Origin of the sequence: Streptomyces sp. NPDC085481 (genome assembly GCF_044541845.1) — a bacterium.
Lineage (GTDB): Bacteria > Actinomycetota > Actinomycetes > Streptomycetales > Streptomycetaceae > Streptomyces.
On sequence record NZ_JBITTJ010000002.1, the window covers coordinates 279,437 to 298,156 of the forward strand.

At 74.3% G+C, this 18,720-nt stretch carries 16 protein-coding genes and 1 riboswitch; of the genes, 6 read left to right on the plus strand and 10 right to left on the minus strand.

The window, feature by feature from the left end:
- Nucleotides 1-19: 19 nt before the first annotated feature.
- The gene (locus tag ACIGEZ_RS07130; RefSeq protein WP_399826831.1) at nt 20-1,579 is read left to right on the plus strand and encodes a serine hydrolase; all 1,560 of its coding nucleotides are present in this window, start codon (nt 20-22) and stop codon (nt 1,577-1,579) included.
- 75 nt (nt 1,580-1,654) lie between these two features.
- On the opposite strand, the gene ACIGEZ_RS07135 is transcribed toward ACIGEZ_RS07130, so the two are convergent.
- The 3 genes from ACIGEZ_RS07135 to ACIGEZ_RS07145 are packed head-to-tail and all read right to left on the minus strand — an operon-like array spanning nt 1,655 to nt 5,021.
- Nucleotides 1,655-3,139, minus strand: a complete 1,485-nt coding sequence (locus tag ACIGEZ_RS07135) for a precorrin-2 C(20)-methyltransferase (protein ID WP_399826834.1) — start codon at nt 3,137-3,139, stop codon at nt 1,655-1,657.
- Nucleotides 3,136-3,804, minus strand: coding sequence for a precorrin-8X methylmutase (locus ACIGEZ_RS07140; protein ID WP_399826837.1), 669 nt, complete (start codon nt 3,802-3,804; stop codon nt 3,136-3,138). The genes ACIGEZ_RS07135 and ACIGEZ_RS07140 overlap by 4 nt, the downstream gene beginning before the upstream one ends.
- Nucleotides 3,801-5,021 (minus strand): cobalamin biosynthesis protein CobG, encoded by a 1,221-nt coding sequence (locus ACIGEZ_RS07145; protein ID WP_399827584.1) that lies wholly within the window; start codon nt 5,019-5,021, stop codon nt 3,801-3,803. The genes ACIGEZ_RS07140 and ACIGEZ_RS07145 overlap by 4 nt, the downstream gene beginning before the upstream one ends.
- A gap of 161 nt (nt 5,022-5,182) precedes the next feature.
- Nucleotides 5,183-5,317: riboswitch (cobalamin riboswitch) on the plus strand.
- Between the two features lie 40 nt (nt 5,318-5,357).
- Here ACIGEZ_RS07145 and cobN point away from each other — a divergent pair.
- Nucleotides 5,358-8,993 (plus strand): cobaltochelatase subunit CobN, encoded by a 3,636-nt coding sequence (cobN, locus tag ACIGEZ_RS07150; RefSeq protein ID WP_399826840.1) that lies wholly within the window; start codon nt 5,358-5,360, stop codon nt 8,991-8,993.
- 1 nt (nt 8,994) lies between these two features.
- Here cobN and ACIGEZ_RS07155 read toward each other — a convergent pair whose 3' ends face one another.
- The 4 genes from ACIGEZ_RS07155 to ACIGEZ_RS07170 form a co-directional block, all read right to left on the minus strand.
- A complete protein-coding gene (locus tag ACIGEZ_RS07155; RefSeq protein WP_399826843.1) occupies nt 8,995-9,462 on the minus strand; it encodes a hypothetical protein in 468 nt (155 codons plus the stop codon).
- Between the two features lie 29 nt (nt 9,463-9,491).
- Nucleotides 9,492-11,111 (minus strand): ABC-F family ATP-binding cassette domain-containing protein, encoded by a 1,620-nt coding sequence (locus tag ACIGEZ_RS07160; RefSeq protein ID WP_399827587.1) that lies wholly within the window; start codon nt 11,109-11,111, stop codon nt 9,492-9,494.
- A gap of 107 nt (nt 11,112-11,218) precedes the next feature.
- Nucleotides 11,219-12,196 (minus strand): nucleoside hydrolase, encoded by a 978-nt coding sequence (locus ACIGEZ_RS07165; protein ID WP_399826846.1) that lies wholly within the window; start codon nt 12,194-12,196, stop codon nt 11,219-11,221.
- Nucleotides 12,197-12,227: 31 nt separating this feature from the next.
- On the minus strand, nt 12,228-12,785 hold the full coding sequence (locus ACIGEZ_RS07170; protein WP_399826847.1) for a histidine phosphatase family protein: 558 nt from the start codon (nt 12,783-12,785) through the stop codon (nt 12,228-12,230).
- A gap of 243 nt (nt 12,786-13,028) precedes the next feature.
- Between ACIGEZ_RS07170 and ACIGEZ_RS07175 the strand changes: the two genes are divergently transcribed.
- Together ACIGEZ_RS07175 and ACIGEZ_RS07180 are read left to right on the plus strand one after the other, a co-directional pair.
- Nucleotides 13,029-13,259, plus strand: coding sequence for a CbtB-domain containing protein (locus ACIGEZ_RS07175; RefSeq protein ID WP_399826849.1), 231 nt, complete (start codon nt 13,029-13,031; stop codon nt 13,257-13,259).
- A gap of 15 nt (nt 13,260-13,274) precedes the next feature.
- Nucleotides 13,275-14,102 (plus strand): CbtA family protein, encoded by an 828-nt coding sequence (locus tag ACIGEZ_RS07180; protein WP_399826852.1) that lies wholly within the window; start codon nt 13,275-13,277, stop codon nt 14,100-14,102.
- An 85-nt stretch (nt 14,103-14,187) separates the two neighbouring features.
- Here the strand turns inward: ACIGEZ_RS07180 and ACIGEZ_RS07185 are convergent, their stop codons facing one another.
- Complete coding sequence (locus ACIGEZ_RS07185) at nt 14,188-15,147, minus strand: D-2-hydroxyacid dehydrogenase family protein (RefSeq protein ID WP_399826854.1); 960 nt, start codon at nt 15,145-15,147, stop codon at nt 14,188-14,190.
- A gap of 235 nt (nt 15,148-15,382) precedes the next feature.
- Here ACIGEZ_RS07185 and ACIGEZ_RS07190 point away from each other — a divergent pair, with 235 nt between their 5' ends.
- Complete coding sequence (locus ACIGEZ_RS07190) at nt 15,383-16,651, plus strand: acyltransferase family protein (RefSeq protein ID WP_399826856.1); 1,269 nt, start codon at nt 15,383-15,385, stop codon at nt 16,649-16,651.
- Here ACIGEZ_RS07190 and ACIGEZ_RS07195 read toward each other — a convergent pair whose 3' ends face one another.
- Nucleotides 16,652-17,113 carry a DUF5990 family protein gene (locus tag ACIGEZ_RS07195; RefSeq protein WP_399826859.1) on the minus strand — a complete coding sequence of 154 codons (462 nt, stop codon included), beginning with the start codon at nt 17,111-17,113 and terminating at the stop codon, nt 16,652-16,654.
- Between the two features lie 95 nt (nt 17,114-17,208).
- Between ACIGEZ_RS07195 and ACIGEZ_RS07200 the strand changes: the two genes are divergently transcribed.
- On the plus strand, nt 17,209-17,400 hold the full coding sequence (locus ACIGEZ_RS07200; protein WP_399826861.1) for an antitoxin: 192 nt from the start codon (nt 17,209-17,211) through the stop codon (nt 17,398-17,400).
- Nucleotides 17,401-17,458: 58 nt separating this feature from the next.
- On the opposite strand, the gene ACIGEZ_RS07205 is transcribed toward ACIGEZ_RS07200, so the two are convergent.
- On the minus strand, nt 17,459-18,685 hold the full coding sequence (locus ACIGEZ_RS07205) for a glycosyltransferase (protein WP_399826863.1): 1,227 nt from the start codon (nt 18,683-18,685) through the stop codon (nt 17,459-17,461).
- Between the last annotated feature and the right edge of the window lie 35 nt (nt 18,686-18,720).

Here is an 18,720-nt window from a genome sequence, read left to right on the forward strand (position 1 = left end):
AGGGCTTTGAATGGAAGACGTGGTCACCGTTCGATGGCTTGCCGCGGCCGGGCTGACGGCGCTCCTCGGCGCCACCGCCCCCGGACCCACGCCGCCCCCGGCCCAGCCGCCGCCCCAGCTCGACCGGGCGGACGTGGACCGGGCCGTCGACCGAATCGACGGGGTCGTCGAGTCGGCCATGAAGCGCACCGGAGTGCCGGGCGTGTCCGTCGCCGTCGTGTACCAGGGCAAGGTGCTCCACCTGAAGGGGTACGGCGTCCGCAAGGCGGGCGAGAGCGCCCCCGTCGACGCCGACACCGTCTTCCAGCTCGCCTCCGTCTCGAAGCCGATCGCCTCCACCGTCGTCTCCGGAGCGGTGGGCACCGAGGGCTGGACCAGGCCGGTCGCCCCCGACCTGCCGGAGTTCGCCCTCAAGGACCCGTGGGTCACCTCCCACGTGACGGTCGCCGACCTGTTCTCGCACCGCAGCGGCCTGCCCGACCATGCCGGGGACCTCCTCGAGGACCTCGGCTACGACCGCGCGTACATCCTGTCCCACCTGCGCTACGAGCCCCTCTCCCCGTTCCGCGCGAGCTACGCCTACACCAACTTCGGCCTGACGGCGGCCGCCCAGGCCGTCGCCGACGAGAAGGGCGTGCCGTGGGAGAAGCTCGCCGCCGACACCCTCTACAAGCCGGCCGGCATGAACTCCACCAGCTCGCGCTTCGAGGACTACGTGAAGGCCTCCGACCGGGCCTACGGGCACGTCAAGGCCGCCGACGGAACCTGGAAGGCCGAGTTCGTACGGGACCCGGACGCCCAGTCCCCCGCCGGCGGTGTCAGCTCCACCGCCCGTGACATGGCGACCTGGCTGCGCCTCCAGCTCGCCGACGGCAAGCTCGACGGCCGGCAGATCATCGACGCCGAGGCCCTCCAGCGCACCCACTGGCCCGAGTCGATCGCCAACCCGCCCCACGCCCCGGCCGCCAGGACCGGCTTCTACGGCCTCGGCTGGAACGTGAGTTACGACGACGAGGGCCGGCTCCGGCTCTCGCACACGGGAGCGTTCGCCGAGGGCGCGCACACCAACGTGACGATGCTGCCGGGCGAGCAGCTCGGCATCGTCGTCCTGACCAACACCGCACCGGTCGGTGTCGCCGACGCCGTCGCCCTCGACTTCTTCGACATCGCGCAGACCGGTGACATCAGCCGCGACTGGATCCCCATCGTGGACGCGCTGTACGCGCAGGAGGCGGACGCGGGCCGGTCGATGACCGACTACGCCCACCCGCCGTCCGGCGCCAAGCCCGCGAAGGCCGCCGACACCTACGCGGGCACGTACGACAGCGACTACTACGGGCGGGCGGAGGTCGTCGCCGGCGGGGACGGCGCCCTGACGCTGAGTCTGGGGCCGAAGCCCCAGACGTACCGGCTCACGCACTACGACGGCGACACGTTCAGCTTCGAGACCGCCGGCGAGAACGCCGTCGGCCCGACCGGGGTCACCTTCACCCCGGACGGGAAGTCCTTCACCGTCGAGTACCTCAACACCGAGGGGCTCGGCACGTTCACCCGGCAGACGGGGTCCCCGACTCCGTGACCGCGGCCGAGGACGCGTCATCATCGCTGTCCGTGGCGACCGCCCCCCGACAGCGGGAGGCGGCCCCGTGCACTCTCAGCCGTACCGGCGTGGCGTCCAGGTGACGGCCCGGCCGTCGCCGCGCTCGGTGACCCGCGTCTGCGAGGAGCCGATCAGCAGCAGCGTGCGCATGTCGACCTCGGACGGCTCCAGGGTCTTCAGGGTCACCACCCGCACCGACTGCTCCGGGCCGCCGACGTCACGGGCGACGACCACCGGCGTCTCGGGCGAGCGCACCTCCAGGAGGAGCTCGCGCGCCGCGGCCACCTGGTGGGTGCGGGACTTCGAGCCTGGGTTGTAGAGGGCGAGCACCAGGTCGGCCTCCGCGGCGGCGCGCAGCCGCCGGGCGATGACCTCCCACGGCTTGAGCCGGTCGGAGAGCGAGATGGTCGCGTAGTCGTGCCCGAGGGGCGCGCCCGCGGCCGCGGCGGCCGCGTTGGCCGCGGTCACGCCCGGCAGGACCCGTACGGGCACGTCGGCGTACCGCTCCTCCGCCGCCACCTCCAGGACCGCCGTGGCCATCGCGAACACCCCCGGGTCCCCGCCTGACACGACGGCCACGCGCCGCCCCCGCCGGGCCAGGTCGAGGGCGAACTCGGCCCGCTCCGACTCGACCTTGTTGTCCGAGCCGTGCCGCTGCTGCCCGGCGCGCAGCACCGGGACCCGGTCGAGGTACGTCGTGTAGCCGACCAGGTCGTCGGCGTTGACGAGCGCGCCGCGCGACTCGGGGGTCAGCCAGGGCGCCCCGGCCGGCCCCGTACCGACCACGACGACCTCGCCCCGCTCCCGTACCGGCGGGGTCCGGTCGATCCGCGAGGGCAGCACCGCCACCGAGAAGTACGGCACGGAGGACGCGTCCACCTCGTCGAGCCGCTCGGTCCGCTCCCCCGCCATGAAGGCGCGCTCCACGTACCGCGCGTCCTCGAGGCGACCCGCCCGCTCGAGGGCGCGCCGCACGGTCGGGAAGGTCCGGCCAAGCTTCATCACGACGGCCGAGTCGGTGCCCGCGAGGCGCGCGGTGAGCTCGTCCTCCGGCAGCGTGCCGGGGATGATCGTCAGCACCTCCTCCGCCTCGCACAGCGGCTCCCCGAGCCGCGCCGCGGCCGCGCTCACCGACGTGACGCCGGGGATGACCTCGGTGTCGTAGCGGTGCGCGAGCCGCTTGTGCATGTGCTGGTACGAGCCGTAGAACAGCGGGTCGCCCTCGGCGAGCACGGCGACCGTGCGCCCGGCGTCGAGGTGGGCGGCGAGCCGCTCCGAGGCCTCCTCGTAGAAGTCGTCGAGGGCGCCGCGGTAGCCGCCGGGGTGGTCGGTGGTCTCCACCGTGAGCGGGTACATCAGCCGCTCCTCGATGTGGTCCTCGCGGAGGTGCTCGGCCGCGATCGACCGGGCGATGGACCGCCCGTGGCGGGCCGAGTGGTACGCGATCACGTCGGCGGCCGCGATCGCCTTCACGGCGGCGACCGTCATCAGGTTCGGGTCGCCGGGCCCGAGCCCGACCCCGTACAGCTTCCCGCTCATGCCTGGGTCTCCCGGGTCTCCTGGATCTCCGCCTCGTGGGCGATCGCGTTGATCGCGGCCGCGGTCATGGCGCTGCCGCCGCGCCGGCCCCGCACGACCAGGTACTCGAGGCCCAGCTCCTGGGCCGCCAGGGCGTCCTTCGACTCGGCGGCGCCGATGAAGCCGACCGGGATGCCGAGGACGGCCGCGGGCCGGCCCGCGCCCTTCGCCACCATCTCCAGGAGGTGGAACAGCGCCGTCGGAGCGTTGCCGATGGCCACGACCGACCCTTCGAGCCGGTCCCGCCACAGCTCCATGGCCGCCGCCGACCGCGTGGTGCCGAGCTCGGCGGCGAGCGCCGGGACGGACGGGTCGGACAGGGTGCAGACCACGTCGTTGCCGGCGGGCAGCCGCTTGCGGGTGACCCCGCTCGCGACCATCTGCGCGTCGCACAGGATGGGCGCGCCCGCGCGCAGGGCGGCGCGGGCCGCGGCCACCACGCCGGGCGAGTAGGCGATGTCCCGGACGAGGTCGGTCATGCCGCAGGCGTGGATCATCCGCACCGCGACCTGCGCGACGTCGGCGGGCAGGCCCGCGAGGTCCGCCTCGGCGCGGATCGTGGCAAAGGACCGGCGGTAGATCTCCGTGCCGTCCTTCTCGTACTCGAACATCCTGTTCTCGCTCATCTCGTGGTGCGGGCCGTGGCTACTGCTTCGGTCAGGGAGGTACGGGGGGTGGGGACGCCGTCCACCAGGTAGTCGCCGTCACCGGTGGCGAGGACGTCGACCCAGGCGCCGTGTGGGTGTCCGCAGCGCCGCTCGCACCCGGAGAAGTGCACGGGCAGCTCCCCCCGGGGCGCCCGCGCGGCCTCCGCCCGCACGTCGGCGAGCGACTTGGCGCAGCCGGGGCGACCGGTGCAGGCGCTGACGCCGACGGAGGGCGCGTCGGGGCGGGTGATCAGCCCGTACGAGGCGAGCTCGGCGAGCCGTCCGTGCCCGGCGGCGACGACCACCCCGCGCCAGGGCGTGAACCGCACCTCGCCGGCCGGCAGCAGCGCCCGCAGCTGAGCGGCGGTCAGCCGCCCGAGCGGCGCGAGGACGTGCAGGGCGCGGGGTCCGAGGGGTCCGGGGAGGAGCGGCGGGGGTACGGGCCGCGGGAGTACGGGTACGGGCTCGGCGCCGATCCCGGCGCGCGCCAGGGCGCCGGCCGGGTCCGGTCGGTGCCCCTCGGGCAGCTCGCGCACGCGCCAGGCCCCGTTGCCCGCGGCCCGGGCGGCGTCGAGGAACGCCCCGGCGGCGGCGAGGGCGGCACGGGGCGCGTCGGCGGCGGCGATGCGGAGGACCGGCCCGCCGACGCGCAGCAGCACCGTCGGCCCTTCTGCGAGCAAGGTCACATCCCCGCCGAGCCCCGCGACATCGCCCCGCCCGTCGTCCAGGACGAACAGGAACCGCCCCGAGAGCGCCGCCGTCCAGGGCTCGGCGCACAGCAGGGCGTCCAGCTCCCGGGCCCACAACTGCACGTCCGCGTACCCGAGTCCGTCCAGCCCCGCGGCCGGCGAGGCGACGATGTTGCGGGCCCGCTCGTGGGTGGGGGAGGGCAGCAGCCCGGCCCGGTCGAGCAGGCCGGCCAGCGCACCGCCACAGCCCTCACCGAGCCCGCGCAGCTCCACGTTCCCGCGCGAGGTGACGCTGACGCACCCGTCGCCGAGCGACTCCGCCGCGTCGGCGAGGACCTCGACCTGATGCGCCGTCAACCGCCCGCCGGGCAGCCGCAGTCGGGCCAGCCGGCCGTCGTCGGCGGAGTGCAGGCGCAGCGCACCCGGGCAGGCGTCGCCGCGGTCCCGTATGAGAGGTTCGCCCGGTTCGGGCGAGGTGCGTGGGGTGGCCGGCATGGCGGCGAGCATACCCACGGCCACGTCCGCTCCCACCTGCTCGGACGACGGGTGTGACGGGCGCGACGCGGGGGACGCGAGGTGCCGCGGCGGGCCCGGCGCGGCGGCGCCGCCCCCCGGCGGTGTGACCCGGCCGACTCCCCGCCCCCGCCCCACCGACCGCGCCACGATCTAGGATGCAGATCGGCATGGGGTCCCAGGACCCCGGGGAGGAAGCCCGGTGTGAATCCGGCGCGGTCCCGCCACTGTGAGCCGGTCCCGTGTTCCGGGGCCGGTGAGTCAGGAACTCCCGCCGTCCATACGACCACCCGGGGCGCGGACAACCCCGAGGAAGGGCCTGAGCTCGCCATGCTCCTGCTGCTGTCGCACTCCGACACCGACCTGCTCAGCGCCCGAGCGGCCACCGCCGCCGCGCCCGACTCCCCGGTCCGGTACCGGTTCGCCAACCCCGCCCGGCTCCCGCTCGCCGACCTGCCCGCCCTGCTCGAAGGCGCCGAGCTCGTCGTCGTCCGCCTGCTCGGCGGGCTGCGGTCCTGGCAGGAGGGCCTCGACGCGGTCCTGGCCGCCGGGAAGCCGGTGGTGGTGCTCAGCGGCGAACAGGCGCCCGACGCCCAGCTGATGGAGGCGTCCACCGTCCCCGTCGGCGTCGCCACCGAGGCCCACGCCTACCTGGCGCACGGCGGCCCGGGCAACCTGGAGCAGCTGGCCCGGTTCCTGTCCGACACGGTGCTGCTCACCGGTCACGGCTTCGAGCCCCCGGCGCCCGCGCCCACCTGGGGCCCGCTGGAGCGCGTCTCCAAGGCCGCGGACGGCGCCCCGACCATCGCGGTGCTCTACTACCGCGCCCACCACATGAGCGGCAACACCGCCTTCGTCGGCGCCCTGTGCGACGCCGTCGAGGAGGCCGGCGGCCGGGCCAAGGCGCTGTACGTGGCCTCCCTGCGCGCCCCCGAGCCGGAGCTGCTCGACGAGCTGCGCGGCGCCGACGCGATCGTGACCACCGTCCTCGCCGCCGGCGGCACCAAGCCCGCCGAGGCGCAGGCCGGCGGCGACGAGGAGGCCTGGGACGCGGGCGCGCTCGCCGCGCTCGACGTGCCGATCCTGCAGGCGCTGTGCCTGACGGGCTCGCGCGCCGCGTGGGAGGAGAACGACGAGGGCCTGTCGCCGCTGGACGCGGCGAGCCAGGTCGCCGTCCCCGAGTTCGACGGCCGGCTGATCACGGTCCCGTTCTCGTTCAAGGAGATCGACGAGGACGGCCTCCCGGCATACGTCGCCGACGCCGAGCGCGCCGCCCGCGTCGCCGGCATCGCCGTACGGCACGCCCGCCTGCGCCACATCCCGAACGCCGAGAAGAAGCTGGCGCTCGTCCTGTCCGCGTACCCGACGAAGCACTCGCGGATCGGCAACGCGGTCGGTCTGGACACCCCCGCCTCCGCGGTGGCGCTGCTCGACCGGCTCATCGCGGAGGGCTACGACTTCGGCCCGGTCGAGGACATCCCGGGCCTGGTGTCCGGCGACGGCGACGAGCTGATCTACGCCCTGATCGAGGCCGGCGGCCACGACCAGGACTGGCTCACCGAGGAGCAGCTGGCCCGCAACCCGGTCCGGATCCCCGCGGCCGACTACAAGCGCTGGTACGCCGAGCTGCCGGCCGAACTGCGCGCGCAGGTCGAGGAGCACTGGGGCCCGGCGCCCGGCGAGATGTTCCTGGACCGGTCGCGCAACCCGGAGGGCGACATCGTCCTGGCGGCGCTGCGCCGCGGGAACCTGCTGATCCTCATCCAGCCGCCGCGCGGCTTCGGCGAGAACCCGATCGCGATCTACCACGACCCGGACCTGCCGCCCTCGCACCACTACCTGGCGGCCTACCGCTGGATCGCCGCCCGCGCCGAGGACGGCGGGTTCGGCGCGGACGCGATGGTGCACCTGGGCAAGCACGGCAACCTGGAGTGGCTGCCCGGCAAGAACGCGGGCCTGTCCGCCGCGTGCGGCCCCGACGCGGCGCTCGGCGACATCCCCCTGGTCTACCCGTTCCTGGTCAACGACCCGGGCGAGGGCACCCAGGCCAAGCGCCGGGTGCACGCGACGCTGGTGGACCACCTGGTCCCGCCGATGGCCCGCGCCGACAGCTACGGCGACATCGCGCGCCTGGAGCAGCTGCTCGACGAGTACGCGCAGATCAGCTCGATGGACCCGGCGAAGCTCCCGGCGATCCGGGCGCAGATCTGGACGCTGATCCAGGCCGCGAAGCTGGACCACGACCTGGGGCTCGCCGACCGGCCGGACGACGACGGCTTCGACGACTTCCTGCTGCACGTCGACGGCTGGCTGTGCGAGGTCAAGGACGCCCAGATCAGGGACGGTCTGCACGTCCTCGGTGGTGCCCCGGCCGGCGAGGCCCGGGTGAACCTGGTCCTGTCGATCCTGCGCGCCCGCCAGATCTGGGGCGGCACCCAGGCGCTGCCGGGTCTGCGCGAGGCGCTGGGCCTGGACGAGTCGGCGGCGACCCGGACGACCGCCGACGAGGCGGAGGCGAAGGCGCGCGAGCTGGTCGAGGCGATGGAGGCGGCGGACTGGAGCCGGGACGCGGTGGCGACGGTCGCCGCCGGTCACTCCCAGGCGGTCGCGGACGTCCTCGACTTCGCCGCGACCCAGGTCGTCCCCCGCCTGGCCGCGACGACCGACGAACTCACCCACGCGGTCCACGCGCTGAACGGCGGCTTCGTCCCGGCCGGCCCGTCCGGCTCGCCGCTGCGCGGTCTGGTCAACGTGCTGCCGACCGGCCGTAACTTCTACTCGGTCGACCCCAAGGCCGTGCCGTCCCGCCTGGCGTGGGAGACGGGCCAGGCACTCGCCGACTCGCTCCTGGAGCGCTACCGCACCGACAACGGCGAGTGGCCGACCTCGGTCGGCCTGTCCCTGTGGGGTACGAGCGCGATGCGCACCGCGGGCGACGACGTCGCCGAGGCGCTGGCGCTGCTCGGTGTCCGCCCGCTGTGGGACGACGCCTCGCGCCGCGTGAACGGCCTGGAGTCGATCCCGCTCGCCGAGCTGGGCCGCCCGCGCATCGACGTGACGCTGCGCATCTCGGGCTTCTTCCGCGACGCGTTCCCGCACGTGATCGGGCTGCTCGACGACGCCGTACGTCTGGTGGCGGGTCTGGAGGGCGAGTCGGCGCAGGACAACTTCGTCCGCGCCCACGCCCAGGCGGACCTGGCGGAGCACGGTGACGAGCGGCGCGCCACGACCCGTATCTTCGGCTCGCGGCCGGGGACGTACGGCGCGGGCCTGCTCCAGCTGATCGACTCGCGCGACTGGCGTACGGACGCCGACCTGGCCGAGGTGTACACGGTGTGGGGCGGTTACGCGTACGGCCGCGGACTCGAAGGCCGCCCGGCGCGCGCCGAGATGGAGACGGCGTACAAGCGGATCGCGGTCGCGGCGAAGAACACGGACACGCGCGAGCACGACATCGCGGACTCGGACGACTACTTCCAGTACCACGGCGGCATGGTGGCGACCGTGCGCGCGCTGAAGGGCACGGCGCCCGAGGCGTACATCGGCGACTCCACCCGCCCGGAGACGGTCCGCACCCGCACGCTGGTCGAGGAGACCTCGCGCGTCTTCCGCGCCCGCGTGGTCAACCCGCGCTGGATCGAGGCGATGCGCCGGCACGGCTACAAGGGTGCGTTCGAGCTGGCGGCGACGGTCGACTACCTCTTCGGTTACGACGCCACGACGGGCGTGGTGGCCGACTGGATGTACGACAAGCTGACCGAGGCGTACGTCCTCGACCCGGAGAACCAGGCCTTCCTGAAGGAGGCCAACCCGTGGGCGCTGCACGGCATCGCCGAGCGGCTCCTGGAGGCGGAGTCCCGCGGCATGTGGGAGAAGCCGGACCCGGAGACGCTGGCGGCGCTGCGCCAGGTCTTCCTGGAGACGGAGGGCGACCTCGAGGGTTCGGCGGACGGGGACGACGCCTGAGTTACGATCCCGGCCGCACATCCGTGCGGATCGAGGACGTGACCTGGGGTGGGGTGGTGGGCATGCGTGCCCGCGGAGCTGTGACGGCGGCGGTGCTGGGCCTGTGCCTGGCCTTGGGAGCCTGCTCGGGCGAGGGCGGGGCCGGTGACGGTACGCCCCCGAAGCCGACGGCCCCGCCGCCGTCGGCGAAGCCCAGCCCGCCGGCCACTCCGTCGCCCTCGGCCACCCCGTCCGCTCCCCAGGAGCCGACCCCGAGCCCGACGCCGTCGAGGGTCCGGATCACGCCGGGCATCGGCGGGGGTTCGCCGAAGCCGTACCGGTCGGCGTCGAGCGGCGGCGTCGACAAGAAGGCGGCGGCGGAGCCGCAGAACCGGTACGCGGGCCCGAACCCGCCACCGGCCCCGCCGCGCCCGTCGCCGACCCCGGAGATGCCGCCGCCGTACACGCCGGGCGACGACGTCCTCGTCATCCCGGCGCCCACCTTCGACGTGCCGGCGTTCACGCCGGACACGGTGCGCTGACCCACGGCTCGAGCTCCACCCGCCGCCCCCGGAACCCCGCCCGCAGGCGTCGGTCGTGGCTGACGACCACGAGCGTGCCCTCGTACCGGGCGAGGGCCGCCTCGATCTCCTCCACCAGGCCGGGGGCCAGGTGGTTGGTGGGTTCGTCGAGGAGGAGCAGGTCGGCGGGGGCGGTGACCAGGCGGGCGAGCTCCAGTTTGCGGCGCTGCCCGGCGGACAGGTCCCGGACGGGGGTGGTCAGGTCGGAGGCGGCGAACAGGCCGAGGGCCAGGAGCTCCTCCTCGCGGTCCGGCCCGAAGGCCGCCGCCAGGGGGCGCGGGTCGTCGGGGCCCGCGGTGTCCTGACGGAGCAGGCCCACCCTGGCCGGGGCGCTCACCGTGCCCGTGTCCGGAGCGAGTTCGCCGGCGAGCAGCCGGAGCAGGGTGGTCTTGCCGGCCCCGTTCGGGCCGGTGACCAGGAGCCGTTCGCCCGGGTCGAGGTGCAGGGCGTCGAGCCGCAGCCGGCCCTCGACCCGTACGCCGGAAACGTCGACCGCCGCCGCCCGGCCCTCGATCCGGGCGGCGAACCGCAGTGGGTCGGGGGGCTTCGGCGCCGGGTGTCCGGCGAGCCGCCGCAGCTGCTCGCGCGCCGAGCGGATGCGGCTCATCGCGCCGTGCGCCCGGGAGCGCGCGCGGAAGGCGCCCGCGCCGCTGAAGGCGGCGGGTGCCTTGCGGGGGATGGCGGAAAAGCGGTCGATGGTGCTGTCCGCGAGCGCCGAGTAGCGGGCCGTCTCGGCCCTCCACTCCTCGTACTCCCGCTCCCGGCGGGCCCGTTCGGCGGCCCGGCCGGCCAGGTAGCCGGCGTAACCGTTGCCGTACCTCCGTACCGTCCGGGTCTCGTGGTCCACCTCCAGGACCGCGGTGGTGACCCGGTCGAGGAAGGCCCGGTCGTGGGTGACGGTGACGACCGTCCCCCGATGGGCGAGCAGCCGCTCCTCCAGCCAGCGGACGGCCTCGTCGTCGAGGTCGTTGGTGGGCTCGTCGAGCAGCAGCAGCTCGGGGTCGGCGGCGAGGGTCGCGGCGAGCGCGAGGCGCGAGCGCCGGCCGCCGGAGAGCGTGGCGAGGGGGCGTGCCCGGTCGAGCGGTTCGCGCTCCCCGAGCCGCCGGAGCACGCTCTCCACGCGCCGGTCGGCGTCCGCGCCGCCGCGCGCCTCGTAGGCGGCGAGCAGGGCGGCGTATCCGTCGAGGTCGCCGGTCCGGTCGAGGGCGGCTTCCGCCGCGCGGATCGCCCGCTCCAGCTCCCGTACGTCCGCGAGCGCGAGGTCGATCGCGGCGCCGACGCTCGCGGTGCCCGGCAGGTCCAGGGTCTGCGCCAGGTGGCCGGTGCCGCCGGGGGACTCGACGGCGAGGGCGCCGTTGTCGGCGGCCTCCAGGCCGGCGAGGAGCCGGAGGAGGGTGGACTTGCCGGAGCCGTTGTCGCCGACGACGCCGACGCGTTCGCCGGCGCGGACGGAGAGGGAGACGCGGTCGAGGACGAGCCGGTCGTCGTAGCGCTTGGTGACGTCGGTGAGTTGGGCACGGAACAAGGGCGACCTTCCTGAGGCGGGATGACCGTAGATGCGAGACCAGACGATGCGAGACGAGACGTCTCGTCTCGCATCTACGTTACGACGTGCCGCGGCACTCCGCAAGACGTTTCGTCTCGTCAGGTCGAGGAGGCCGGGCCTCAGCCCGCCGCCGCCCTCTCCCCCAGCACCCGCACCGCTTCCACCACCAGGTCCCAGAAGCGGTCGGCGTCCGCCTCCATGCCGACCTCCGCGTTGGCCGGCAGCCCGGTCACCCCGTCCAGGTCCACCACCGTCGCCCCGCGCGTGTACGTGCCGGCCAGCTCCACCCGCACCGGCGCCTGTACCAGGCTGACCAGCGACGGATCGATCAGATGGGCCACCGTCAGGGGGTCGTGCACGGGCGGCGCGTCGAAGCCGTACACCTCGCGGTAGGTCGCGGCGAAGTACGTCAGGAGCTCGACGCACAGCCGGCCGAGCGGCGTGCCGAGCGCGGCCAGGCGGGACAGCACGTCGGGGGTGGCGCGCACCTGGTGGGTGACGTTCAGGCCGAACATGGTCACCGGGATGCCGCTGCGGAAGACCAGGTCCGCGGCCTCCGGGTCGCAGAGGACGTTGAACTCGGCCGCCGGCGTGGTGTTGCCCCGCCCCGTCGACCCGCCCATGAGCACGATCCGCTCGATCCGCGAACCCAGTCCGGGGTGGGCCAGCAGCAGCGCGGCGACGTTGGTGAGCGGGCCGGTCGGCACCAGGGTCACCGGCGCCGGGTGGGCGTCGAGGACGTCCCGCATCAGGGTGAGGGCGTCGCGCGGGTCCTGCGGCACGGGCGGTTCGCCCTCGCCGAAGCGGGACCAGCCGGGGCCGTCGAGGCCGGAGTCACCGTGGATGTTCTCGGCGACGCGGGGGGTGCCGTACGGGTCGGCGTGCAGCGGGCGGTCCCGGCCGGCCGCGATGGGGACGTCCCGGATCCCGGCCACGGCGCACACCCGGCGCGCGTTGAGCGTGGTCTTCTCGACCGTCTGGTTGCCCGCCACGGTGGTGATGGCGAGCAGGTCGACGGCCGGATGGGCCGCGGCGAGCAGGATGTTGAAGGCGTCGTCGTGTCCGGGATCGCAGTCGAGGATCACGGGTACCGGCATGCGCCCACCGTCCCACACCACCGCCGCCGCGTCACCCGGCGGCGCGGAGCGGCCCGCCCAGGCGCAGGTTCCAGCGGCCCGAGCGCCCGCTGAGCTCCGTACGGCTCAGGGGGCGCACGTCCAGGCGCCAGAAGGCGCCCGCGGGGGCGTCGAGCGCATGGGCGGCGGCCGCGCGGATCACGTCCGGCTCGGCGACGGCGAGGTAGGCGCCCGACTCCAGCGCGTCCAGCCAGGCGCCGACCCGTTCACGCAGCTCCCGCAGCGACTCGCCGCCGTGCGGGGCCGCGTCCGGGTCGGAGAGCCAGGCGCCCAGCGACTCGGGTTCCCCGGCGGCGAGTTCGGCCAGGCTGCGGCCCCGCCAGCGGCCCATGGCGCAGCCCGCCAGCGCGTCCACGGGGACCGCGTGCGCCAGCCCCAGGGCCTCGGCCGTCGCACGGCACCGGCCGGACGGCGAGCCGACCACCCGTACCCCTGCCGCGACCGTCAGCAGACCCTCCGGCAGCGGCTCGACCGGACCCGAGTCGTCGAACCTGGCCTCGCGCAGGGCGGTGCTCATGGCGGGGGCGACGAGCGAGAGCCGAACGGTCATGGGTGATACATCCCTCAATTCATCGGGCGGCCGTCCATGCGCCCTTGGCGCGAAGTGACCGGCGCGGTACGGTCAGGCGACATTTCCACAGAACGACGACGGCGAGACGGAAGTCCGGTGCGAATCCGGCACGGTCGCGCCACTGTGAGCCTGCCCCGGTGCCCCCGGGGGAGGTGGAGTCAGACCCGACGACCGTCGTCGCGCACCACCGTATGGGACGCGCGTTCCCGAGGAGGTTCCACCATGGCCGAGGCCATTGCGTCGCCCGCCGTCACGTCCACCCCGTCCGTCGCCGTCCCGGTCTCGCTGCCGGTCGGCGCCGTGCTCCCGTGGGCCGCTTTCGTCGGGATCCTGATGCTCGTCGCGCTGTACTTCGTCGGCGCCGAGCAGGGTGCCACGTCCCTGTTCGCCGGCAGCGACGTGCACGAGTGGGTCCACGACGGACGCCACCTGCTCGGCTTCCCCTGCCACTGAGGGGTATCCGCGCACATGTCAGCCACCACCGCTCCTACGGGCACGCTCGTAGGCAGACTTCTGGTCCGCGGAATGCTCGCGGGCCTGCTCGCCGGGCTGTTCGCCTTCGCCGTCGCGTACGTCGCCGGTGAGCCGTCCGTCAACGCCTCGATCGCCGTCGAGGAGGCCGCCGCCAAGGCGGAGCACGCCGCCGCGCACAGCCACGGCGCGGGCCACGCCGCCGCGGCCGAGGATCCCGAGGAGGAGGAGATCGTCAGCCGGGACCTGCAGTCCACGGCGGGTCTCGCCACCGGTGTCCTCGTCTACGGCGTCGCGCTCGGCGGCATCGCGTCCCTGGCGTTCTGCTTCGTCCTCGGACGGGTGGGCCGGTTCACCCCGAAGGCGACCGCGGCACTCGTCGCGGCGGCCGCCTTCACCACGGTCTACCTGGTGCCGTTCCTGAAGTACCCGGCCACCCCGCCGGCCGTCGGCAACCCGGACACCATCGGGAAGCGCACCACGCTCTTCTTCCTGATGGTCCTGCTGAGCGTGCTGCTCGGCATCGCCGCGATCGTCGCGGGCCGCCGCCTCGCGCCGCGGCTGGGCAACTGGAACGCGACCGTCGTCGCCGGCCTCGGCTTCGTCGCCGCGGTCGGGATCGCCTGCGCGTTCCTGCCCGCGAACGAGGACGCCGTGAAGCCCGAGTTCCCCGCCGCCGTGCTGTGGGACTTCCGGCTCGCGACCCTCGGCATCCAGGCCGTCCTGTGGGTGGCCTTCGGGCTCGCCTTCGGCCTGCTCGCCGACCGGCTGCTCGCACCGAGGCCCGCCGCGGCGCAGGCGGTCCAGGCGGCTCCGGCGGCCTGATCCTCCGGTAGCGCGTCCACCAGCGCGTCCGTCGGCCCCGTACACCTGGCGAGGTGTCACGGGGCCGATGCCGTTCCCGCGCTCGCTAGCCGAGCTCGCGGACCGGCGCCCCCGCCAGGAACGCCTCGATGTCCTCGACGGCCTGCCCGAAATAACGGGCGTAGTTGCCCTCGGTGACGTACCCCAGGTGCGGCAGCGCGAGCACGTTCGGGAGGCTGCGCAGCGGGTCGTCGGCGGGCAGCGGCTCCGTCTCGTACACGTCGAGGCCCGCCCCCGCGATCCACCCCTCGCGCAGCGCCCGCAGCAGCGCCGCGCCGTCGACCAGGCCCGCCCGCGAGGTGTTGACCAGGTACGCGCCCGGGCGCATCGCCCGCAGCTCCGGCTCGCCGAGCAGCCCGCGGGTGCGGTCGGAGAGCACCATGTGCAGCGAGACGACATCACTGTCGCCCAGCAGCCCGTGCAGCGAACCGGCCCGCCGAACGCCGTGCTCGGCGGCCCGCTCGTCGGTCAGGTTGGGGCTCCAGGCGACCACGTCCATGCCGAAGGCGGCCCCGATCCGCGCCACCCGCCCACCGATCTTGCCGAGCCCGACGAGACCGAGCGTCCGGCCGGCCAGATCCGCCCCGACCGTCGACTGCCAGGGCCCGCCCTCCCGCAACGCCCGGCTCTCGGTGTGCACCTGCCGGGCGAGCCCGAGGATCAGCGCCCAGGTCAGCTCGGTCGGCGGCTCCGAACTGCTCGCCGTACCGCACACGGTGACCCCCTGCGCGCGGGCGGCGGCGAGGTCGATGGACGCGTTGCGCAGCCCGGAGGTGACCAGCAGCCGCAGCCGCGGCAGCCGCTTGAGGAGCGCGGCGTCGACGGGCGTCCGCTCCCGCATCACGACGAGGATCTCGCAGTCCCCGACGGCGGCGACGAGCTCGCCCCGCTCGTCGAGGTGCTCGCGCAGCACACGCACCTCGACCCGCCCGTCGAGCCGACTCCAGTCGGCGGAGGAGAGGGCGACGCCCTGGTAGTCGTCGAGCACGGCACAGCGCAGCTTCATGCCCTTCATGATCGCGCATGGGGGGTCCGGCCGGGAGTCCGGCCGACGGGCGAAGTCCCCGTCGAAGTCCCCCCGAGCCGCCGAAGGGGCTGTGACATCGCACACAGGGAGACGCGTACGCCGCAGGTGGGCCGCCGAGTCGCGCCCCTCGGCGAGGGCGACCCGGCGCGAGCGGGATAGTTTGACGGTTCGATCGAACACGACTGCGACCAGTCGAACACCGAGGGACTACTTCATGCATCGCGGTTCCGCGCTGCGATGGTCACATGGCACCGTCGCCGAGCTGCTCACCGGCCGTCACAACAGCCTCGGCCTTCTGAGGCTGGTCCTGGCCTCGGCGGTGGTCGTCTCGCACGCCCGGATCCTGGGCTACGGCGGCAAGGAGTACCTCCACAGTTTCAGCGGCGGTCAGACCGACCTCGGCAAGCTCTCGGTCTACGGCTTCTTCGTCCTCTCCGGGATCCTGGTCACCCGCAGCGGTATGCGCCTGTCGCTCGGCCGCTTCCTGTGGCACCGGATCCTTCGGATCCTCCCCGGGTTCTGGGTCTGCCTGGCAGTCACGGCCTTCGCCGTCGCCCCTCTGCTGTACTGGCGGCTCCACTCCACGCTCGACGGTTTCGGCGGGGCCCACGGCCCCCTCGACTACCTCACGTCGAACTGGGCGGTCGCGACCGCCCAGTTCGACATATCGGGCATCATGGCGGACGGTCGCTCGGCCGGGCTCGTCCACAACGGGGCCTTCAACGGCGCGCTGTGGAGCCTGCGCTACGAGTTCCTGTGCTACCTCGCCGTGGCCACGCTGGCGGTCGTCGGAGTCCTGGCGCGGGCCCGCCGCGCGGTCGTCCTGATCACCGTCGTCCTCGGCTGGCTCGTGATCGGCCAGGCGAGCACGAAGGCCTTCTGGACCGGCCCGTACGCGGCCGACATCCTGCCGACCTTCCAGCTCCCGCCGTTCGGCCAGATCAACCCCGCCTTCCTGGTCTACCTCGGCTTCGCCTTCGCTCTGGGCGCGGTCATCGAGCTCTACAAGGAGCGCGTCCCGGTCAGCGACCCGCTGGGCGTTGCCGCCCTCGCCGTACTCCTGGGCAGCCTCCACTACGGCTACCTGTTCGTCGTCGGCATCCCGGCCTTCGCGTACGTGCTGGTCTGGCTGGCGATCCGGCTACCGGCCGCGTTCCGCCGCGTCGGCGCCAAGCACGACTACTCGTACGGCATCTACATCTACGGCTTCCTCGTCCAGCAGGCCCTCGCCCTGCTCGGCTACACCCGCTGGGGCCTGCCCGCGTACCTGGCGCTCACCTTCGCCTTCACCCTGCTGCTCGCCGTGACCTCCTGGCACCTCGTCGAGCGGCAGGCCATGCGACTGAAGGACCTGCGCATCGGCAAGGGCGGCAACGGCGGAAGCGGCGGGCCGGGCCGGATCCCGCGTCAGGCCGGGAACGGGGCCGAGCCGGCGCCGCAGCAGGCCACGGGCGCGTACGCGGGGACCTCGCAGACTGCCTGATCAGGCCACGGAAGCGGCCGCCCACCGGATTCGCGGTGGCCGCACCGCCGCGCACAGCGGCCGGCCCTTGGCGTCGGTGAGCCCCAACCGCCCGACCAGCACCCCGGATTCCAGGGCGGCCTCGACGGTCTGCGGGTCGACGGCGTCCAGCATCAGCTTGGCCCGCCGGAACATGGTGAAGGTGCCGGCCTCGTCGACCGCGCCCCAGGTCAGGTACAGGAACCGCGCACCCGGACGCCCCTGCACGCACCGCCCCTTGAAATCGACGCCCGCCTCGGTGCGCGCCGCCGTGCACTCCAGCGTCCACACCGCTTCCGGGGCGTCCCCCGGGTACGGGTCGAGCAGGTCGTCGCCGCGGCCGCGCCGCTGGACCGCGACATGGATGCCGCTGTAGCCGGGGAAGCCCGGCGCGGCGGCGCAGGTGCGGCCGGGCAGGTCGGTGGCCTCGATGCGGATCTGCATGACGAACCCCTTCGGCGGAACACGGCTCGGGATGCGGCCGCGGTGGTCGTCCGTGATCCTGGACTGGTCAGGGGGGTACGGCAAGGAGAACCGCGATGTCTGTGATGGACAAGCTCAAGGCGATGCTCAAGGGCCACGAGGACCAGGCCGGCAAGGGCGTCGACAAGGCCGGCGACTACGTCGACGAAAGGACGCAGGGCAAGTACAGCGGCCAGGTCGACACGGCCCAGGACAAGCTCAGGGAGCAGCTCGGCGCGGACCGGCCGGAAGAACCTCCTCAGCGGTGACGACGCAGGCCCAGGTCGGTGACCTGGGCCTTCGCTGTCGGTGAGCCGGTAAGGCCGGCTACGCCCTGGCGGCGTCGATCAGCAGCCTCGCGCCCACCGCCGCCCCGTCCCCCCGGACCCCGGCGGCCACGGCCGTCGCGCGCGCGGCGGTCTCGGGCGCCAGGGCCGTCCTGAGCGCGGCCGACAGGGACTCGAAGCTCGGGTGCGGGCCGTCGTGCGCCGCGCCGATCCCCAGGGCGGCCACGCGCCCGGCCCAGTACGGCTGGTCCGCCAGCTGCGGCACCACCACCTGCGGCGCGCCGGCCCGGGCGGCCGTGGTCGTCGTACCCGCGCCGCCGTGGTGCACGACGGCTGCCACCCTGCGGAACAGCGCGTGGTGGTTGACCTCGCCGACGGTGAGGCAGTCGTCCTGTTCGTCTTTCAGGGCCAGGTCGGCCCACCCGCGGGAGAGCAGGACGCGGCGGCCCTGCGCGCGGACCGCCTCGACGGCGGCCCGGGCGACGTCGTCCGCGTCGCGCAGGGGGATGCTGCCGAAGCCCACGTACACCGGCGGTTCGCCGGCCTCCAGGAAGGCCTCCACGTCGGCCGGGAGCGGGCGGTCGTCCGGCCGGAACCACGCGCCGGTCTGCACCACGTCGAGCTCCGCCGGCTCCAGCCAGGGACTCAGCGTCGGGTCGGTGGCAAGCCACGGCCGGTCGGTGAGGACGTACGTGCGGAAGTCGTCCACCGGCGGCAGGCCGACCGTCTCCCGGTGGGCGTTGAGCCCCGTGCCGAACAGGACGTTCATGGTCTCGGTGTCCAGGTCCCACAGCTCCCGGTTGTCGGTCACCTCCGGCGGGAACGGCCGGCCCGGCCGCTCGAACGGCGGGTGGTGCGGCGACGGCAGGTAGGCCGGGAAGTAGGCCACGAACACGTAGGGGATGCCCAGTTGCTCGGCCGCCGACCGCGCGCCGGCCACCGCGGGCAGCAGACCGGTCGCCAACACCACGTCACAGCCCTGGGCCGCCTCGGCGACCGCCTCGTACGCGGTGGCGGTCATCGCGGCCGCCCGCTGGGGCAGCCCCTCCGCCGGCACGGCCGTCTTGCCGGTCACCGCGGCCTTCACGAACGCGCGCACCGGCTCGCCGATCGGCACCAGCGGGAGGCCGACGGCCTCGAACAGCTCCGCGAAGTCCGGTGGCGTGCACATCCGTACGTCCACGCCGAGCGCCCGCAACCGGACCGCGACGCCGACCAGCGGTTCGACGTCTCCGCGCGACCCGTACGCCATCAACAACACGCGCATCTCGTGAACCTCTTCTCCGTGGTTTCCGTGGTTCC

Excerpts from the sequence above, each read along its gene's own strand:
- ACIGEZ_RS07135 (WP_399826834.1), bottom strand. The coding sequence starts at position 3,139 with ATGAGCGGGAAGCTGTACGGGGTCGGGCTCGGGCCCGGCGACCCGAAC.
- ACIGEZ_RS07140 (WP_399826837.1), bottom strand. The coding sequence starts at position 3,804 with ATGAGCGAGAACAGGATGTTCGAGTACGAGAAGGACGGCACGGAGATC.
- ACIGEZ_RS07145 (WP_399827584.1), bottom strand. The coding sequence starts at position 5,021 with ATGCTCGCCGCCATGCCGGCCACCCCACGCACCTCGCCCGAACCGGGC.
- cobN (WP_399826840.1), top strand. The coding sequence starts at position 5,358 with ATGCTCCTGCTGCTGTCGCACTCCGACACCGACCTGCTCAGCGCCCGA.
- ACIGEZ_RS07155 (WP_399826843.1), bottom strand. The coding sequence starts at position 9,462 with ATGACGAGGACGTCGTCGCCCGGCGTGTACGGCGGCGGCATCTCCGGG.
- ACIGEZ_RS07165 (WP_399826846.1), bottom strand. The coding sequence starts at position 12,196 with ATGCCGGTACCCGTGATCCTCGACTGCGATCCCGGACACGACGACGCC.
- ACIGEZ_RS07170 (WP_399826847.1), bottom strand. The coding sequence starts at position 12,785 with ATGACCGTTCGGCTCTCGCTCGTCGCCCCCGCCATGAGCACCGCCCTG.
- ACIGEZ_RS07175 (WP_399826849.1), top strand. The coding sequence starts at position 13,029 with ATGGCCGAGGCCATTGCGTCGCCCGCCGTCACGTCCACCCCGTCCGTC.
- ACIGEZ_RS07180 (WP_399826852.1), top strand. The coding sequence starts at position 13,275 with ATGTCAGCCACCACCGCTCCTACGGGCACGCTCGTAGGCAGACTTCTG.
- ACIGEZ_RS07185 (WP_399826854.1), bottom strand. The coding sequence starts at position 15,147 with ATGAAGCTGCGCTGTGCCGTGCTCGACGACTACCAGGGCGTCGCCCTC.
- ACIGEZ_RS07190 (WP_399826856.1), top strand. The coding sequence starts at position 15,383 with ATGCATCGCGGTTCCGCGCTGCGATGGTCACATGGCACCGTCGCCGAG.
- ACIGEZ_RS07195 (WP_399826859.1), bottom strand. The coding sequence starts at position 17,113 with ATGCAGATCCGCATCGAGGCCACCGACCTGCCCGGCCGCACCTGCGCC.
- ACIGEZ_RS07200 (WP_399826861.1), top strand. The coding sequence starts at position 17,209 with ATGTCTGTGATGGACAAGCTCAAGGCGATGCTCAAGGGCCACGAGGAC.
- ACIGEZ_RS07205 (WP_399826863.1), bottom strand. The coding sequence starts at position 18,685 with ATGCGCGTGTTGTTGATGGCGTACGGGTCGCGCGGAGACGTCGAACCG.